This is a genomic window from Nodosilinea sp. AN01ver1 (genome assembly GCF_050565655.1).
Classification (GTDB): Bacteria; Cyanobacteriota; Cyanobacteriia; order Phormidesmidales; family Phormidesmidaceae; genus Nodosilinea.
Genome location: NZ_JBNXVS010000016.1, coordinates 75,256 through 91,145 on the forward strand (window position 1 = coordinate 75,256; position 15,890 = coordinate 91,145).

The 15,890-nt window shown below is 58.9% G+C and carries 15 protein-coding genes; 10 read left to right on the forward strand and 5 right to left on the reverse strand.

Annotation, left to right across the window (positions count from 1 at the left end; all coding sequences use genetic code 11):
• The first annotated feature begins 82 nt into the window (after positions 1–82).
• The gene (topA, locus tag ACQ4N7_RS14205; protein WP_430712160.1) at positions 83–2,332 is read left to right on the forward strand and encodes a type I DNA topoisomerase; all 2,250 of its coding nucleotides are present in this window, start codon (positions 83–85) and stop codon (positions 2,330–2,332) included.
• Positions 2,333–2,506: 174 nt separating this feature from the next.
• Here topA and alaS read toward each other — a convergent pair whose 3' ends face one another.
• Positions 2,507–5,161 carry an alanine--tRNA ligase gene (gene alaS, locus ACQ4N7_RS14210; protein WP_430712161.1) on the reverse strand — a complete coding sequence of 885 codons (2,655 nt, stop codon included), beginning with the start codon at positions 5,159–5,161 and terminating at the stop codon, positions 2,507–2,509.
• A 294-nt stretch (positions 5,162–5,455) separates the two neighbouring features.
• Between alaS and ACQ4N7_RS14215 the strand changes: the two genes are divergently transcribed.
• The 5 genes from ACQ4N7_RS14215 to ACQ4N7_RS14235 all read left to right on the forward strand — a co-directional run bounded on the left by ACQ4N7_RS14215 (position 5,456) and on the right by ACQ4N7_RS14235 (position 8,235).
• The gene (locus ACQ4N7_RS14215; protein WP_430712162.1) at positions 5,456–5,884 is read left to right on the forward strand and encodes a hypothetical protein; all 429 of its coding nucleotides are present in this window, start codon (positions 5,456–5,458) and stop codon (positions 5,882–5,884) included.
• A gap of 341 nt (positions 5,885–6,225) precedes the next feature.
• Positions 6,226–6,834 carry a Uma2 family endonuclease gene (locus ACQ4N7_RS14220; RefSeq protein WP_430712163.1) on the forward strand — a complete coding sequence of 203 codons (609 nt, stop codon included), beginning with the start codon at positions 6,226–6,228 and terminating at the stop codon, positions 6,832–6,834.
• A gap of 328 nt (positions 6,835–7,162) precedes the next feature.
• Positions 7,163–7,357 carry a DUF433 domain-containing protein gene (locus ACQ4N7_RS14225; protein ID WP_430712200.1) on the forward strand — a complete coding sequence of 65 codons (195 nt, stop codon included), beginning with the start codon at positions 7,163–7,165 and terminating at the stop codon, positions 7,355–7,357.
• A gap of 145 nt (positions 7,358–7,502) precedes the next feature.
• Positions 7,503–7,751: a UPF0175 family protein gene (locus ACQ4N7_RS14230; protein ID WP_430712164.1), complete on the forward strand. Its 249-nt coding sequence runs from the start codon at positions 7,503–7,505 to the stop codon at positions 7,749–7,751.
• Positions 7,735–8,235, forward strand: coding sequence for a DUF3368 domain-containing protein (locus tag ACQ4N7_RS14235; protein ID WP_430712165.1), 501 nt, complete (start codon positions 7,735–7,737; stop codon positions 8,233–8,235). The genes ACQ4N7_RS14230 and ACQ4N7_RS14235 overlap by 17 nt, the downstream gene beginning before the upstream one ends.
• 61 nt (positions 8,236–8,296) lie before the next feature.
• On the opposite strand, the gene ACQ4N7_RS14240 is transcribed toward ACQ4N7_RS14235, so the two are convergent.
• Positions 8,297–8,731 carry a hypothetical protein gene (locus ACQ4N7_RS14240; protein WP_430712166.1) on the reverse strand — a complete coding sequence of 145 codons (435 nt, stop codon included), beginning with the start codon at positions 8,729–8,731 and terminating at the stop codon, positions 8,297–8,299.
• A gap of 340 nt (positions 8,732–9,071) precedes the next feature.
• Between ACQ4N7_RS14240 and ACQ4N7_RS14245 the strand changes: the two genes are divergently transcribed.
• Complete coding sequence (locus ACQ4N7_RS14245) at positions 9,072–9,353, forward strand: hypothetical protein (RefSeq protein WP_430712167.1); 282 nt, start codon at positions 9,072–9,074, stop codon at positions 9,351–9,353.
• Between the two features lie 221 nt (positions 9,354–9,574).
• On the opposite strand, the gene rodA is transcribed toward ACQ4N7_RS14245, so the two are convergent.
• The 3 genes from rodA to ACQ4N7_RS14260 form a co-directional block, all read right to left on the reverse strand.
• Positions 9,575–10,834, reverse strand: coding sequence for a rod shape-determining protein RodA (gene rodA, locus ACQ4N7_RS14250; protein WP_430712168.1), 1,260 nt, complete (start codon positions 10,832–10,834; stop codon positions 9,575–9,577).
• A 121-nt stretch (positions 10,835–10,955) separates the two neighbouring features.
• Complete coding sequence (locus ACQ4N7_RS14255; protein WP_430712169.1) at positions 10,956–12,020, reverse strand: Mrp/NBP35 family ATP-binding protein; 1,065 nt, start codon at positions 12,018–12,020, stop codon at positions 10,956–10,958.
• 201 nt (positions 12,021–12,221) lie between these two features.
• Positions 12,222–12,710, reverse strand: a complete 489-nt coding sequence (locus ACQ4N7_RS14260) for an SRPBCC family protein (RefSeq protein ID WP_430712201.1) — start codon at positions 12,708–12,710, stop codon at positions 12,222–12,224.
• 434 nt (positions 12,711–13,144) lie between these two features.
• On the opposite strand from ACQ4N7_RS14260, the gene hemF reads away from it, so the two are divergent.
• From hemF to cobD, 3 genes are all read left to right on the forward strand, one after another.
• The gene (hemF, locus tag ACQ4N7_RS14265; RefSeq protein ID WP_430712170.1) at positions 13,145–14,179 is read left to right on the forward strand and encodes an oxygen-dependent coproporphyrinogen oxidase; all 1,035 of its coding nucleotides are present in this window, start codon (positions 13,145–13,147) and stop codon (positions 14,177–14,179) included.
• A gap of 296 nt (positions 14,180–14,475) precedes the next feature.
• The gene (locus ACQ4N7_RS14270) at positions 14,476–14,769 is read left to right on the forward strand and encodes an HU family DNA-binding protein (protein WP_035984599.1); all 294 of its coding nucleotides are present in this window, start codon (positions 14,476–14,478) and stop codon (positions 14,767–14,769) included.
• A 7-nt stretch (positions 14,770–14,776) separates the two neighbouring features.
• The gene (cobD, locus tag ACQ4N7_RS14275) at positions 14,777–15,877 is read left to right on the forward strand and encodes a threonine-phosphate decarboxylase CobD (protein ID WP_430712171.1); all 1,101 of its coding nucleotides are present in this window, start codon (positions 14,777–14,779) and stop codon (positions 15,875–15,877) included.
• The last annotated feature ends 13 nt before the right edge of the window (positions 15,878–15,890 follow it).

Here is a 15,890-nt window from a genome sequence, read left to right on the forward strand (position 1 = left end):
GGCTGAAACGCTCACGACGGGAACGTCACCCAAAAACTAATTCAGGTGTACCATTAAACCTGAGGGTCACGTTGAGGTGGCGATGCCGAACCTGCTGTTAATTGAGAGCCCCGGCAAGCTGAAAAAACTGGGGCAAATTTTAGGCCCCGACTGGATCATCAAGGCCAGCATGGGGCACATTCGCGAGCTGGCCAACGACGGCGACGACGCCCTGGGCTTTGACCTGGGCGCTACCGAAATCGCCTGCCGCTACCAGCCCCACGACGATCGCGCCAAAAAGGTGCTGGCTGAGCTACGCCAGGCGGTCAAAAAGGCCGATCGCGTCTATATCGCCACCGACCCCGATCGCGAGGGCGAAACCATTGGCTGGCACCTGCAGCAGGCGCTTAACCTGCGCCAGCCCCAGCGAGTCGTCTACAGCGAAATTACGCCCCAGGCGGTGAGAGCCGCGATCGCTCGCCCCCGTACCCTCGATCAAAATCTGGTTGCCGCCGGTCGCGCCCGCGACTGCCTCGACAAGCTGGTCGGCTACACCGGCAGCCGTCACGTGGTGTGGCCCCTGCACAACGGAGCCAAATCGATGGGCCGGGTTCAGAGTGCGGCTCTGCATTTGCTCTGCAAGCGCGAGCGCGAAATTCAGGCCTTTACGCCCCAAGACTACTGGAGCGTTTGGGTGAGCTACCGCGAGGGGTTCAAAGCCTTCTACCGCAGCAGCCCTCAGCCCCAGCGCAAGTCGGCCTCCGATACCGACGAGAAAGGGCTTGAGAAGGGAGCCGAGAAAGAATCCGAGCGGGTGATCTCCCAGGCGCGGGCCGATGAACTGGTGGCGATCGCTCAAAACCACCCCCACCAGGTGCTCCAAATTGAGGGCAAGCAAGCCACCCAATCGCCGCCGCCCCCGTTTGTCACCTCAACCCTGCAACAGGCGGCGGGTTCTAAGCTGCACTTTAGCCCCGAGCACACTATGAAGGTGGCCCAGGCCCTCTACGAAAAAGGGCACATCACCTATATGCGCACCGACTCGGTGATCCTTTCGGCCCCCTTTCGGGACTCGGTGCAGCAGTATCTCCAGCAGCACGACCCCACCAACCTGCCCCGCCAGACCACCCGGCACCGGGCCGTAAAAGGCTCGCAGGAAGCCCACGAAGCGATTCGCCCCACCGACGTTAACCACCTGCCCCAGCAGCTACAGCGAGACCTCTCCGCCGAGCAGTTTCGCCTCTACGAACTGATCTGGAACCGGGCGGTGGCCTCTCAGTGCGCTCCGGCTCGCCTGCGCAAGACCCGCATTGTCACCCAGTCGGGCCAAGCCTACTGGGAGGCCCGAGGGCAGGTGCTGGAGTTTGCCGGCTACACCCGCTACTGGAACAACCTCAGCGCCGACTCTGTACTGCCAGCGCTGACCCAGGGGCAGTCGCTACGGCTAGAGCAGACCCAGGCCGATGCCAAGCAAACCCAGCCGCCGCCCCGCTACAGCGAACCCAAGCTGGTGAAGCTAATGGAGCAAAAGGGCATTGGCCGACCCAGCACCTACGCCCCCACCATCAAAACCCTGCGCCAGCGAGAGTATGTAGACCTGCTCCAGGGCAAGCTGCAGCCGACCGCCCTGGGGCTGGAGCTAGACAGCGCCTTAGCAACGCTGCTGCCAGACTTGATTCAGCCGGAGTTTACCGCCCAAATGGAGGCGGCCCTGGATGCGATCGCAGCGGGCGAGCAGGAGTGGCAAACCTACCTGATCGGCTGGAACCAGAGCTACTTTGGGCCTGCGATCGCCAAAGCCAGATCTCAGCTGCTCTCCCTGCCCACCTTTGCCGAGAAGCCGCCAAACTTCGGTGAAAAGCCCGGTGAAACACTCGCCGCTCAACCCGCGCCATCAAACGCAAAACCCGCCAACGCAAAACCCACCAAAACCAAGTGCCCCACCTGCGGGGAGGCGATGGACAAAGTGCCGTCGCGCTCTAAAAAGCTCAAGACCAAACACTTTCTCAAGTGCTCTGGCTCCGGCTGCGGCACCGTCATGTTCTGGAATGCCAAGGCCAAGCGCTACGAGCTGCCGCGCCAGACCACCCAACCGGCTCAATTTACAGATTGCCCCTGCCCGGTCTGCGGTGCCCTGCTGGAGCGCTACGCCTACACCAAAGACGGCCAGGACAAAGTGATGCTGCGCTGCTCGCTGCTCGACCATCGGCGCGGCAAGTGCAAAGAGGTCGCCTTTTTCCAGAGCCGGGGCGAGTTCTGGTCGCCCAAGTTCGGCACCCTGACCCTAGCGGAGCCTGACACCACAGCCGCTCCCGCAGGGAAGCCTCCCTCCAGGAAGCGTCGTCTAGATTAGATAACCGTTCCCTCACAGTTCCATCGCTCATTTTAGGAGGCAGAGCCTCCGCCAAGCATTCCAATGCAGAGCACTGGGACGAGGGATTTGGTAAACCCCGACGCCACAATCCGTCACCCCGTAGGGGCGTAGCATGCTACGCCCCTACCAATCGACTGCCACAATCAGCCGAACCTAACCCAGTACCTCTAACAGCTGCGCCCTGGCGCTCTCCAAGGCTTCAGGCAGCTTGCTGGCATCGCGCCCGCCCGCCTGAGCCAGGTTGGGCCGCCCGCCGCCGCCGCCGCCCGCAATCTTGGCGATGCCGCCGATGAACTTGCCCGCCTGCAGCTTTTGTGCGATCACTTCGGGGCTAAAGGCCGCCACCAGGCTCACCTTGTCGGGCTCAGGCACAGAGCCCAGCACTACAGCCCCGGCCCCCAGCTTTTGCAGCAGGCGCTCGGCGGCGGTCTTGAGCGCTTCAGCGCTGACGCCCTCTAGCTCCGCTACAACAATTTTGAGGGAGCCCACCGCTTCGGCACTGGCCAGCAGCTGGTCAGACTTGAGCACCGCCAGCTCCGACTTCAGCGCCTCCAGCTCTTTTTGAGCCGTCTTGAGGTCGGTTTGCAGGGTGGTGACGCGATCGCTCAGCTCCTCGGGCTTGGCCTTAAAGCGATCGCTCAGGTCGCGCACCACGGCATCGCGCACGTTCAGGTACTCCAGCACGGCGGGGCCAGCCACCGCCTCAATCCGGCGAGTGCCGGAGGCCACCCCGGTTTCAGAGATGATTTTGAACAGGCCAATCTCGGCGGTGTTGCTGACGTGGGTGCCGCCGCACAGCTCCATCGACACACCGGGGAAGTCGATCACCCGCACTTCGGCGCTGTACTTTTCGCCAAACATGGCGATCGCGCCCTTGGCCTTGGCTTCCTCTAGCGCCATCACGCTGACATCGCCCTGGTGCCCCTCGGCAATCCAGGTGTTGACCTGCTCTTCCACCTGCTGCACCTCCTCAGGGGTCAGGGCGCGGGGGCAGTTGAAGTCAAACCGCAGGCGATCGAAGGCCACCAGCGAACCGGCCTGGGAAATATCGGGGTCTACCAACTTTTTCAGCGCCGCCTGCAAGAGGTGAGTGGCGGTGTGGTTGGCCTGGGCGCGACGACGACAGGCGCGATCGATCTGCGCCGTCACCTGGTCGCCTACTGCCAGCGTTCCCCGCTCGACTTTGCCAAAGTGAACGAAGAAATCGCCGTCCTTTTTGACATCGTGAACCCGAATCAGCAGGTCGTCACCGGAGAGGTAGCCGCGATCGCCCACCTGACCGCCCGACTCGGCGTAGAACGGCGTCTGGTTCAGCACCACCTGGGCCTCCTGACCAGCGGCGATCGCCTCCACCGACTCGCCACCGACCAGCAGGGCCTCGACTTTGCTGGTGCTGCTGGTGTCTTTGTAGCCCAAAAACTCGGTCGAGTGAATGTGCTCCGCCAGACTGTCCAGGCTACCCTGCACAGTCAGGTCAATGGTTTCGTGGGCGTCCTTGGAGCGCTGGCGCTGCTCTTCCATCGCCGTTTCAAACCCGGCCACATCGACGGTGAGCCCCTGCTCTTCGGCCACTTCCTGGGTTAGCTCCAGCGGAAAGCCGTAGGTGTCGTAGAGCACGAAGGCATCGGTACCCGCAATCTGCTTGGTCTTCGAGCCGCTCTCGCGCTTGAGAATGTCGGCCAGCAGCTTTTCACCCCGCTCCAGGGTCTCCAGAAAGCGGGCCTCTTCGCGATCGAGTTCGGCCTTGATCTGGGCCTCGCGCTGCCGGGTATTGGGGAACGGTTCCTCCGCCAGCTGAATCGCTGTCTCGGCCACTTTGCTGATGAACGCGCCCTCGATGCCAATCAGCCGCCCGTGGCGCACCACCCGCCGAATCAGCCGCCGCAGAATGTAGCCCCGACCCACGTTGGAGGCGGTGATGCCGTCGGCAATCATGTGAACGACGGCCCGCACGTGGTCGCCAATCACCTTAAGGGAGACCTTCGTCTTCTCGTCGGCTTTGCCGTAGTCGAGCCCGGCCAGATCCGCCGCCGTCTTGATAATCGGCAGGATCAGGTCGGTTTCGTAGTTGTTGGGCACCTGCTGCAAAATCTGGGCCATCCGCTCCAGACCCAGGCCGGTGTCGATGTTCTGCTTTTGCAGCGGCGTCAGGTTGCCCTCGGCATCCTGGTTGTACTGCATAAACACCAGGTTGTAGAACTCGATAAAGCGCGAGTCGTCTTCGAGGTCAATGTTGTCGTCGCCCAGCTCAGGGTGAAAGTCGTAGTAAATCTCCGAGCAGGGGCCGCAGGGGCCGGTGGGGCCAGAGGCCCAGAAGTTGTCGGCCTCATCCATGCGCTGAATGCGGTGGGCCGGAATGCCAACCTGATCGCGCCAGATGGCAAAGGCATCGTCGTCTTCGCGAAAGACGCTGACCACCAGCCGCTCGGGCGGTAGCTTAAAGACTTCCGTGGACAGCTCCCAGGCCCAGGCGATCGCCTGCTCCTTAAAATAATCCCCAAAGCTGAAGTTGCCCAGCATCTCAAAGAACGTGTGGTGGCGCGCCGTGCGGCCCACGTTCTCGATGTCGTTGGTGCGAATGCACTTCTGCGAGGTGGTGGCGCGATCGACATCGGCTGCCCGCTGGCCGAGGAAAATAGGCTTGAACTGGAGCATTCCCGCAATAGTGAGCAGCACGGTGGGATCTTCGGGCACCAGCGACGCGCTCGGCTTAATGGCGTGGCCCCGCGCCGCGTAAAACTCCAGAAACGTCTGGCGAATCTGCGCGCCGGTCATTTTGGTGGAGATCGAGGTGGGGGACTTTGCCATGGGACGGGGGAAGGGGTGGATGGGTAGGTGGGTGGATGGGTCGGCGGGTGGTCAACCGTAGGGTGCACTGCTGAGCCAATGCACCATCTAAAGGATCTTCGCCAGCGTAGTCGTTCAGCACAGAAAGGATCAACATTCATCTGACTTAATCAACTTTTAGGCTGAATAATCAACTCTGATCCGAATTTCTATTTTGACCGATGATTGCGGATTGCGAAGAAAACCGGAGTAGATATTTGTGTAACTGAGTCATGCGATCGCCCTAACCAGGCCGCTAGCTAGCAATTTACCGCCATGTCCCACGACCAAGCTCAGCCAAATGCAGCCCAGCCAAATGCATCAGAGGGCGGCTGTCGCCCCACGCTTTACATGTCAGCAGAACTGCTGGCAGCTATTGAGGCCCAGTGTGAAGTAGAAGGGGGCCGCAAACGATCGCCCTTTATCGCCGAAATTCTGGAGCTACTGCTGACCAGCGACCTTGGGCAGCACCTGCGAGCTAGCGCCCAAACCCACCAGCGATCGCTGCTGAGCGAGCTGCAGGCCAACTTGATCTTGTTTAACTCCCACATTCCTACCGATCGCATTCTGGAGCTAGCGGAGAAAAGCCAGCGCTACCCCGACCAAATGCTGGTGCGCCTGGTGCTGCTGGGGCTGCAGCTTTACGAGCCAGCGGTAGCGCTGATGGAAGCCAAGATTGAGGGTGGGCAGATTGGGGAGCGCTGAGGGCGATGGTCAACGCTTTGCTGCCCCTCGTTCCAGCGCTTGGAATGCTCCTCGGAGACTGTGCCTCCTAGAATGAGCGGCACCGCAAAACTAGGGTGCCCGGCACTAGGGCGGTGCAACAGGCGATCGCGCCAGAGCAGGGGGAGGTGCTTGGCGACCTGTTGAACTACCGACAGTTAGGTTAAGCCTGCCAAGGGTTGAGCTACCGAACTGAGTCGTCATTATTTTGGAGGTACCCGAACCCTGGCTGCTGGTCTGCTTGTGAGACAAAACCCCTGTGCCACAATAGGAGCAAGGCTCAACCCGGCTTCCCTTCAATCCATAAGGGCTCGGCAAAACCTATGATCGCAAGGCTCAACGTTACCCCGATGGCTCCCCAGGAATACCTGGAGTGGGAATCTACCCAGGAGAGCAAATACGCCTATGTGAATGGGGAAGTCTTTGCGATGACGGGGGGCACGATTCCCCACAATCAAATTGCGCTAAATTTAGCGTCTGCGCTAAAGGCCCATTTGCGCGGTAAGGGCTGTCTGGTGGTAATGGCTGGTGTCAAGGTGGAGGTTTCACAGAATGGGCCTTACCACTACCCCGATGTGATGGTGAGCTGTGATGAACGCGTTGGCGTAGCCTGTCCGGAGGACATTCGCAACGCGATTAAACTTATTCGCTACCCGAGCCTAATTGTGGAGGTGCTATCGCCGAGCACTGCTGACTATGACCGGGGCAACAATTTTACGCACTACCGCCAAATACCCACTCTGCAAGAATATGTTTTGATCAGTGCTGACCAAATTAGTGTTGATCGCTATCGTCGCATCTCGTCTCGCCGTTGGGATTTGCAAACCTATATAGAAACAGAAACCTTGAGCCTCGCCAGTGTGGACTGGCAAGCCCCCATTGAACTGCTCTATGAGGATGTGCGGTTTGCTGAAAATGCGGAGGAGGGGTAGAGATTGTGGTTGAGGAGGTGCGAAAGGTATTCAGCTTGATAGTGAGCACGGGCTAAGGCCTTGTGATCATCCTACATCTGCTGACTGGCATCATGCCGAAGCTACCGAAGCCGTTCAACCCCATATTTAACTAAGTTCAATTAAGGGTAATGGTTATGTTTAGCTGGATCTCTAAACTCTCAGTCTCAGATATCATTGGGCTCTACGGGAACGAGTATGCTGAGAACGATTTATATATCCTTAAACCTTTGCCATCAGGGGCTTTCAGTCAATCAGCGCTGTAGCCAGCATACTGAGCCCGGTAGAACCCTCTAGAACCTTCGATCGCATCACCTCTGACCCCAAAATCATGTCAGGGCAAGCCTGCATTCGCGTCATGCGAGTGCCTGTCTCGTTAGCTTTAAACCTGGTTGCCAATGGACAAACACCAGAAGCCATCATCGAAGACTACCCCTACCTAGAGCCTGAAGACATTCAGCGATCGCTACAGTACGCTGGACAGAGATTCCCGCACCCCGGCTAAACACTATCGCCGTATTCGCTCCGCAGTTCGCATCGGAGGAAATTGGTTGGTGATACAGGAGATACCCATAAAGCCACCTTACAAGTCCTCAGCTATGCTTAAACAAGCCGCTTTTTGTGGCGGTACATCTTAACAAGCTAGAACCATGCAACTCTCCATTCCTGAATCCATCATTCAATCCATTCGGCTACCGGAGGGTCGTATGGAAGCAGAGCTGCTGAAAGAACTAGCGCTTGCTCTCTACGCCCAAGAGCTATTATCCTTTGGCAAAGCCCGTGAACTAGCCAACCTAGACCACTGGCAATTTAGCCAGCTTTTAGGAGAGCGTCAGATCCCTCGGCACTATTCTGAAACCGAACTCGCAGAAGATATGGAGTATGCCCGTCGTCAGTAACACCTCACCGTTGCTCAACCTGGCGATTATTGACCATCTGTTTCTGCTACCCCAGCAGTTTGGGCAAATTCTGATCCCTCAAGCTGTTCTTAGCGAATTGAAAGTAGATCAAGCCTTACCCGGTTCCAGCCGCTTGCGAGAAGCCATAGATGAAGGCTGGCTCGTGCCCCAAACGGTAAGCAATGTATCCCTCATTGCTCTACTGCGAAGGCAACTTCATCAGGGAGAATCTGAAGCGATCGCCCTAGCTATAGAGGTATCGGCTGACAGAATTTTACTCGATGAAAAAGAAGCCCGACAATCTGCAAGGTCTTTGGACTTAGCCCTTACAGGTATTCTGGGCATCTTGCTAAGAGGTTGGCACGAAGGGTCGGTGGTTTCTATGCAAGTTGCTATGGAGCGCTTGCAGCGAGAAGCCAATTTTTGGATTGCACCCGCTCTACTGAACCAGATTTTGCGCGAGTGTCAGGAGCTTGAATCATAAAAAGCTGCAAGCGGGCAAATATAGCCGTCGCCACAACGGTTAGGACGTTTTTGTAAGTAGCTTATGAGCGATGGCTATAAGCCAGTTCGCTGTCCCAGGCTTGGCTACAGGCGGTCAGCATTATCCTAAGCGAACTGGCCAGCGCTATATATCGGTGGCATTGCCAAAATCTGCCGAGGCTACCGTGGCATAACCTCTCTAGCCGTAGCGCTAGCTGAGGAAACAATGGTGAATCGATCGCTTCACCCAGCCGATACTGCTGTGCAGCATCGGCAAACGGTCGCAGCAAACAGGTGCGAGGAATAATCCACGGATGGCCCTGGCGATCGATTTCAATGCTGAGCTGGCTGGCGATTTTTCCGGCAGTGGTTTCGTGGAGGCCGGTAGGTTCTATGTCAATCAGTTCTCCGTCGGCCAGCTCGTAGCGCGGGTTATCGCCATAGCGGGTCAGAAATTCGTCAACGCCAAGTACCAGCGACGATGAGATCTGAGTCATAGAAAAGACTCCCAGAGCTAAGCGGTCATAGAACAATAGTAGAGAATCAGATAAAACTCGACAGACATCTCAGCAGGTAGCAATTTTGACTTGATTTGAGCGTCTGAATGCGGTACGTTACTGAGCTATGGCTGCGTGCGAGCAGCCTGAGCTTCCCAAAAATTTGGTCAAACGCCGCTGGAAGGTGCTTGCAACACCAACCAGCAGCTAACCCCGTCGACTGCGTAACCAGTCTCGGAGGCTAAGGTTGATCATACCTGGCCGCCCTGAACTGCACATGTCTGGGGCGGCCAAGTTTTTGGGTTTCTTCCCCGTCGTTTCACCGGAAAGGAACCCGATTATGTTGTGTTTTACCCGCCAAGACCCCCGAGTTCTGCAAGAACTCGGGGGTCTCAATCCCCTACGCCTGGCAAACCCCAGCCCTCGGCCAGAGCGATTGCGCCACTTGGTCATTGGCACGCCCGAGGGGGTGCGAGGGGCGATTAACCACCTGCATTTACTCAGGTACGCCGAGCAGCGCGAGTGGAGCCAGCTCGTGACCATCCCACCGTTCGGCATTTTGATTACCCCAGAGCAAGGCGAGGTGTTTAGCCTGCTGCGGCGCGACAGACAGGTGGGGTGAGGCTTTTAAGGGGTCGGGTGCCTTCTATAGCCATAGCGTTATTGGTCACAGCACCAAAGGCACCTGGCCCCTAATTCAAAACCATCAGATACAGAACCAAACAAAGACGGCTCCAAAATCTGCTACTTTTTGCAGAATTGAGCGATCGCCTCGGTTGTCAGGTTCAAGCGCCGGTAGGTTTCATTCAGTGAGGGTAGCGATGGAGAAGTCATGCGATCGCCCTAATCTGTAAACCGCAGTCGATGGCGGAAGTTGGCCACCGACTCCACCATGCCCAGGGCAATAAAGTTCGTCAGCAGTGCCGCTCGCCCGTGGCTCAGCCACGGCAGTGGTAACCCCGTAATCGGGGCCAGGCCGATGGTCATACCAATGTTGATCAACACCTGAAACATCACCATCGCCAGTACGCCAATCACCAGCAGCGAGCCAAAGTCATCCTTGGCATTTTGGGCAATAATCACCAGGCGAAAGCAGATCAGCCAGTAGGCCAAAATCACCACCATCGACCCCACAAAGCCCCACTCTTCACCGATCGCCGAAAAGATAAAGTCGGTGTGCTGCTCAGGAATAAAATTGAGCTGGGTTTGCGTCCCGTGCCCCCAGCCCTGGCCCCAAATTTTGCCGGCCCCGATCGCAATCCGCGACTGAATCAGGTGATAGCCGCCGCCCAGGGGGTCTTTGTCGGGGTCTAGAAACAGCACCAGACGGTTTTTTTGGTAGTCTTGCAGCAAGTTCCAGAAAATATCGCCCAGCTTGCCCGCCACCAGGTTAACCGCCGTTGCCACCACGGTGCTAAACCAGCGCCAGGGCAGCGTAAACCAGGCAATTAGCCCCATGCCCAGGCTCCACACCAGCCAGCTCGGCAGCACCAGGTGAAACAAAATCGCCGCCACCAACGGCGACACAAACAGCACCAGCCAGCCGGGGTTACAGTTGGCCCAGTAGAGCATGGCCAGGGTAATCGCCCCAAACACCAGCGAGGTGCCCAGGTCGGGCTGAATAAAGACCAGCGCCCAGGGCAGCGCCAGCACCGCCAGTGCGCTAGCCACGCCCCACAGGCTAGAGGCATCGCGGCGGCTGAGCATCGCGGCCAGCGTAATGATGATGCTCAGCTTGGCAAACTCTGAGGGCTGCACGTAAAATCCGCCCACCCCCAGCCAGCTTTGGGCACCGCCGCCCACGGTACCGACAAACAATACCGCGATCAGCAGTGCGTTGACCACGCCGTAGATAATCCACTGCCAGTTGAGCAGGTACTCGTAACGGCTGCGGGCAATCCACAGCGCTATGCTCAGACCAATTGCCCCCAGCACCGCGTGGTTGATGCCATAGCCGGTGCTTTCTGTGTTGAGCTGAGTGCTGTGAATGACGATCGCCCCAAAAATGGTCAGCGCCACCGGCAGCGCCAGCAGCACCCAGTCAATGCCCTGCCAGTTGGCCAGCAGCGATCGCCACTGCTTTTGCACATTGGTTACAAACATCGCCGTCGACTCCCGGTTCACCCAATCGATTATGCCAAGAACAAGCGGTAGAAGGTGCAAGACATAGGGCATAAGGTGCAGGGACCTTAAACCCCCATACCTTGCACCCCAAACCCTGAATCTAAGACGCCAGCGCGGCCACCGATACCTTAGCCGCCACCTGCTCGGCCATCGCCCGCAGCGCTTTGGCGCTCTCGGAGTCGGGATGCTGCACCACAATGGGGATGCCCGCATCGCCCCCCTCGCGCACCAGCATTTCTAGCGGAATGCAGCCCAGCACCGGCAGCCCCAGCTCCTTCGACAACAGCTCGCCGCCGCCGGAGCCAAAGATGTCGTAGCGCTTTTCGGGCGCATCGGGAGGAATGAACACGCTCATGTTTTCGACAATGCCCAGCACCGGCACCTGGAGCTGCTGAAACATCTTCAGCCCCCGCCGCGCGTCTGAAATAGCCACCGACTGCGGGGTTGAGACAATCACCGCGCCCGCCATCGGCACCGCCTGGGCCAGGGTAAGCTGGGCGTCGCCGGTACCGGGGGGCAAATCGACAATTAAATAGTCAAGCTGGCCCCACTCCACCTGGTACAAAAACTGACGAATAATGCCGTTGAGCATGGGGCCGCGCCAGATCACCGGCTGATCGCGATCGATCAAAAAGCCCATCGACACCATTTTGACGCCGTGGTTGAAGGCGGGTTCTAAAATTTCGCCCTGTTTGACCACCACCTGAGCCTCGGTGAGCCCCATCATGATCGGCGCGTTGGGGCCGTAGATATCGGCGTCGATCAGGCCGACGGCGGCCCCGGCCTGGGCCAGCGCGACGGCCAAGTTCACCGCCACGGTGCTCTTGCCCACGCCGCCCTTGCCGCTAGACACCGCAATGATATTTTTAACGCCGCCAATGCCGGTGCGATCGGGCAGCCCCTTTTGCTGGGGTGTTTCGGCGGTCACGTCTACCTTTACGGTCTCGACCCCCGGCAGCGTACGAACCGCTTTCTCGCAGTCTTCAACAATGAACTCCCGCAGGGGGCAGGCCGGGGTGGTCAGCACCAGGGTAAAGCTGACGGTGCCGTTATCGATCGCCACATTGCGGATCATATTGAGATCCACCAGGCTCTTTTGCAGCTCCGGGTCTTGTACCGGGCGCAGCACATCTAGAACAGAAACTTCGGAGAGGGTTAGGCTCATGGAGTTGGGGGAGTTAGGCCAGGTACAGGGCAACGTTCAGCGAGAAAGGCGGACAGCATTGGCAACCCCTTGGGGTATCGCCGTCCAGGGATGCCGTAGGGTGGGCCATGCCCACCACCCCGCCAGGGCGAGGTCAACGTAGGCCATTCACTATCTTAAGCCGCACCGTCCCCCTTGAGCACATGTGCTTAGGACAGAGCCTTACCAGGCCTGAGAGCGGGAATTGCGGCTATTTAAAAGATCGGGGTGCTCGGCGGCCTCAGCCAGGGCCGAAGCCACTCTGGCCGCGTAGGGACGCAGCAGCGACCAGGCCAGGGGCGACAGCCACCCCCGCAGCGTCACCGAGTAGGAAATTTGGGTGCCCCGCACGGTTGACTTGAGGTGATAGGTAACCCGTTCCTCCAGGCCAGGGATGGGCAGCACCCGCACGCTGATCAGCTCGCAGGGCTGCACCCGCTCCACAAAAATATCCACCGGCACCGGGCAGAAGCGAGTAAACGCCCGGTAGATTAGCCCCGGCTTGGGCTTCAGGCCCCGGGGGGCGTTGGTGCTGGTCAACAGCGGATGCCAGGAAACATCGGCCAGGTCCATAATGGTTTGCCAGAGCACGTCTACCGAGGCGCTGCTCACGGCCAGGTACGACTTTTCGAGCTGCTGCTGCACCTGCACCCAGTGCTGAATCAGCTGCATCAGGGTGAGAAACGGGCGGGGAAATGACCAGGCTCTAAACACGGCAGCCTCCAGGGCGAGGTCCCCAGGTCAACACCTGACAGCAGCAGCCAATTGGGGACATGGGCAGAAAAATCATGGCGGTAAAGGGAACAGGACGTCGCAGGGCGACAGGGGGATCAGCTATCTGGGGCTTTCGTTACAGAGCGTTGCGTTTCTAAACATTTTTCTCAACCTGGTGGATGATTTGGGTGTTGGGTATGGTTTCACGGTAGCGTGAGAAAACTGGGTACCGTTGGCTGTGTTGCCTGAGCCTGTAGCTCACCAAGAGCTGCTGCCAGAGCAGAAAAAATCCAGCGACGGCAAAAAATGGATCCTAAGCTCCGCACAAAAGCCATTCCACAGTGTGACATATTCAACCCGGTGCCGACATAACGTATTGTTTTCCCGATGCCATGACCACTACCCCTGTTTCTAAGCCCGTTACCACCGCTCCTCCGGCAGATTCCCGCGATCGCGTCAGCGCCATGCTGAAGCAGCTCCAGGACAGCATTTGCCAGCGGCTTGAGGCCCTCGACGGCGGTGCCCAGTTTCAGCAAGACGCCTGGGAGCGGCCCGAGGGCGGCGGCGGGCGATCGCGCGTGATCAAGCAGGGCAACGTGTTTGAGCAGGGCGGCGTAAACTTTTCTGAAGTGTGGGGCGACCACCTGCCGCCGTCGATTTTGGTGCAGCGCCCCGAGGCGGCGGGCCACCGCTTCTACGCCACCGGCACGTCGATGGTGCTGCACCCCCGCAACCCCTACGTGCCCACGGTGCACCTCAACTACCGCTACTTTGAGGCCGGGCCAGTGTGGTGGTTTGGCGGCGGCATCGACCTCACCCCCTACTACCCCTTCGACGCAGACGTGGTGCACTTCCACCAGACGTTGAAGCAGACCTGCGATCGCCACAACCCCAGCTACTACTCGGTCTTTAAGCCCTGGTGCGACGAGTACTTCTACCTCAAGCATCGCGGCGAAACCCGGGGCGTCGGCGGCATTTTCTTCGACTACCAGGACGGGCAGGGTACGCTCTACCGCGGCCCCGACGCGGGCAAAACCGCCGATCAGACCAGCCAGGGCATCGGTGAACTGCCCCAGCGCAGCTGGGACGATCTATTTAACTTTGCTCGCGACTGCGGCAATGCCTTCTTGCCCGCCTACGTTCCCATCGTCGAGCGCCGTCACAGTACCGAGTACAGCGACCATCAGCGGCAGTTTCAGCTCTACCGCCGGGGTCGCTATGTGGAGTTCAACCTGGTCTATGACCGGGGCACCATCTTTGGCCTGCAAACCAACGGTCGCACCGAGTCGATTTTGATGTCGCTGCCCCCGCTGGTGCGCTGGGAATACGGCTACACCCCCGCTGCCGACAGCCCGGAGGCACGGCTATACGACGTTTTTCTCAAGCCCCAGGACTGGGTCAACTGGGCCGGTAGCCCGGCGGGCTAAATCAGCCAAAATCCATGAATGCCTTGTTTAGCAAGGCGTTTAGCGCTTGCCCCAGGGGTCTACTTCATAGCCCCCTGGGGCATTTAGTTGTTTAACTTTCTTAAAAAACCCCGAAATCCACATAAATTAAAGCTTTTGGCGATCCACTTTTTGGGGGTTGCCCTTAGAATGAGGCAGTGAAATTCTGGATTGACAGGGGTTTCAGCCATTCTGGCTGCCGGGACTGTTGTTTAGGTTCTGGGCCTATCGTCAGAATGCGACTGGATCCCATTGTTTTTTGCCCATAGGAGACAGGTATGAACAAAGCTGAACTCGTTGATACGGTGGCTGAGAAGGCATCTTCTAGTAGCGACAAACCCGTGACCAAGAAGGAGGTAGACCTGGTTATTTCTGCCACCATCGACGCCATTATTGAAGCCGTAGCGGCGGGCGAGAAGGTCACCCTGGTAGGGTTTGGCTCTTTTGAGCGCCGCGAGCGCAAAGAGCGGGAAGGCCGCAACCCCAAAACCGGCGACACCATGGTGATTCCGGCGACCAAGGTTCCTGCCTTTTCGGCCGGTAAGTTGTTCAAAGAGAAGGTGGCTAAGTAAGCACCTCTTGATTCAACCATCGTCTACTCACACACCTTCAAATCGACCTGTTCACGGGGGAAATTTGGCCTGGGCGGCGGCGATCGCTGACTGTTCCCCCGATTCTTTACTTGATTTTTCGGCCAGCATTAACCCGCTGGGGCCACCCGGCTCGGTTGTGCAGGCCATGACCGAGGCGCTGGGGCAGCTGCGCCACTATCCCGACCCCGGCTATGGCGATCTGCGTCATGCCCTGGCCTGCCATCATCAGCTGCCCGCCGACTGGGTACTGCCCGGCAATGGGGCAGCCGAGCTGCTGACCTGGGCCGCCCGCGACCTGGCGGCAGCCGGCACAGCTTGCCATCTACTCACCCCCGCGTTTGGCGACTACGGGCGCGCCCTGGCGGCATTCGACGTTGCCGTCCGCCCCTGGCCCTTATCCCTGGAGGGAATAGGTAGCCTCGATCGGGCGGCATCCTGGCCTGAGCCTAAAGCCACCAGCATTTTGATCAACAATCCCCACAACCCCACGGGGCGGCTGTTCGCCCTGGCTGAGCTAGAGCCGCTGCTGGAGCAGTTTGCCACGGTAATTGTGGATGAAGCCTTCATGGATTTTGTGCCCCCTGACCAGCAGCAGTCCCTGATTCGCCATCTGGGCCATCACCCCAACCTGGTTGTGCTCAGGTCGCTGACCAAGTTCTATACGCTGCCCGGTCTGCGGATTGGCTATGCCCTGGGCCACCCCGATCGCCTGCGCCGCTGGCAGCGCTGGCGCGACCCCTGGCCGGTGAATGCTCTGGCGGCGGCGGCGGCGATCGCGGCGGTGGGCGATACGGCCTTCCAAACCCGCACCTGGGAGTGGCTACCCCCCACCCGCGAGACCCTCTTGAACGGACTACAGGCGATCGCGGGACTGTCGCCGCTGCTGGGGGCCGCCAACTATCTGCTGGTCAAGACCACAACTCCGGCTCCGCTGCTGCAGGAGCGGCTGCTGCGCCGCCACCAGGTTTTGATTCGCGACTGCGTGAGCTTTGCCGAACTGGGGGCAAACTACTTTCGGGTCGCCGTGCGCACGGAGGCCGAAAATGACCGTTTGCTCACAGCCCTGCACCAGGGGATAGCGGTATGATGCTCGCAGTTGC

Coding starts and splice junctions, on each gene's coding strand:
- ACQ4N7_RS14240 (WP_430712166.1), bottom strand. CDS start 8,731: ATGACTCAGATCTCATCGTCGCTGGTACTTGGCGTTGACGAATTTCTG.
- ACQ4N7_RS14230 (WP_430712164.1), top strand. CDS start 7,503: ATGCAACTCTCCATTCCTGAATCCATCATTCAATCCATTCGGCTACCG.
- alaS (WP_430712161.1), bottom strand. CDS start 5,161: ATGGCAAAGTCCCCCACCTCGATCTCCACCAAAATGACCGGCGCGCAG.
- ACQ4N7_RS14235 (WP_430712165.1), top strand. CDS start 7,735: ATGCCCGTCGTCAGTAACACCTCACCGTTGCTCAACCTGGCGATTATT.
- ACQ4N7_RS14270 (WP_035984599.1), top strand. CDS start 14,476: ATGAACAAAGCTGAACTCGTTGATACGGTGGCTGAGAAGGCATCTTCT.
- topA (WP_430712160.1), top strand. CDS start 83: ATGCCGAACCTGCTGTTAATTGAGAGCCCCGGCAAGCTGAAAAAACTG.
- rodA (WP_430712168.1), bottom strand. CDS start 10,834: ATGTTTGTAACCAATGTGCAAAAGCAGTGGCGATCGCTGCTGGCCAAC.
- ACQ4N7_RS14255 (WP_430712169.1), bottom strand. CDS start 12,020: ATGAGCCTAACCCTCTCCGAAGTTTCTGTTCTAGATGTGCTGCGCCCG.
- ACQ4N7_RS14215 (WP_430712162.1), top strand. CDS start 5,456: ATGTCCCACGACCAAGCTCAGCCAAATGCAGCCCAGCCAAATGCATCA.
- hemF (WP_430712170.1), top strand. CDS start 13,145: ATGACCACTACCCCTGTTTCTAAGCCCGTTACCACCGCTCCTCCGGCA.
- ACQ4N7_RS14220 (WP_430712163.1), top strand. CDS start 6,226: ATGATCGCAAGGCTCAACGTTACCCCGATGGCTCCCCAGGAATACCTG.
- ACQ4N7_RS14260 (WP_430712201.1), bottom strand. CDS start 12,710: ATGCAGCTGATTCAGCACTGGGTGCAGGTGCAGCAGCAGCTCGAAAAG.
- ACQ4N7_RS14245 (WP_430712167.1), top strand. CDS start 9,072: ATGTTGTGTTTTACCCGCCAAGACCCCCGAGTTCTGCAAGAACTCGGG.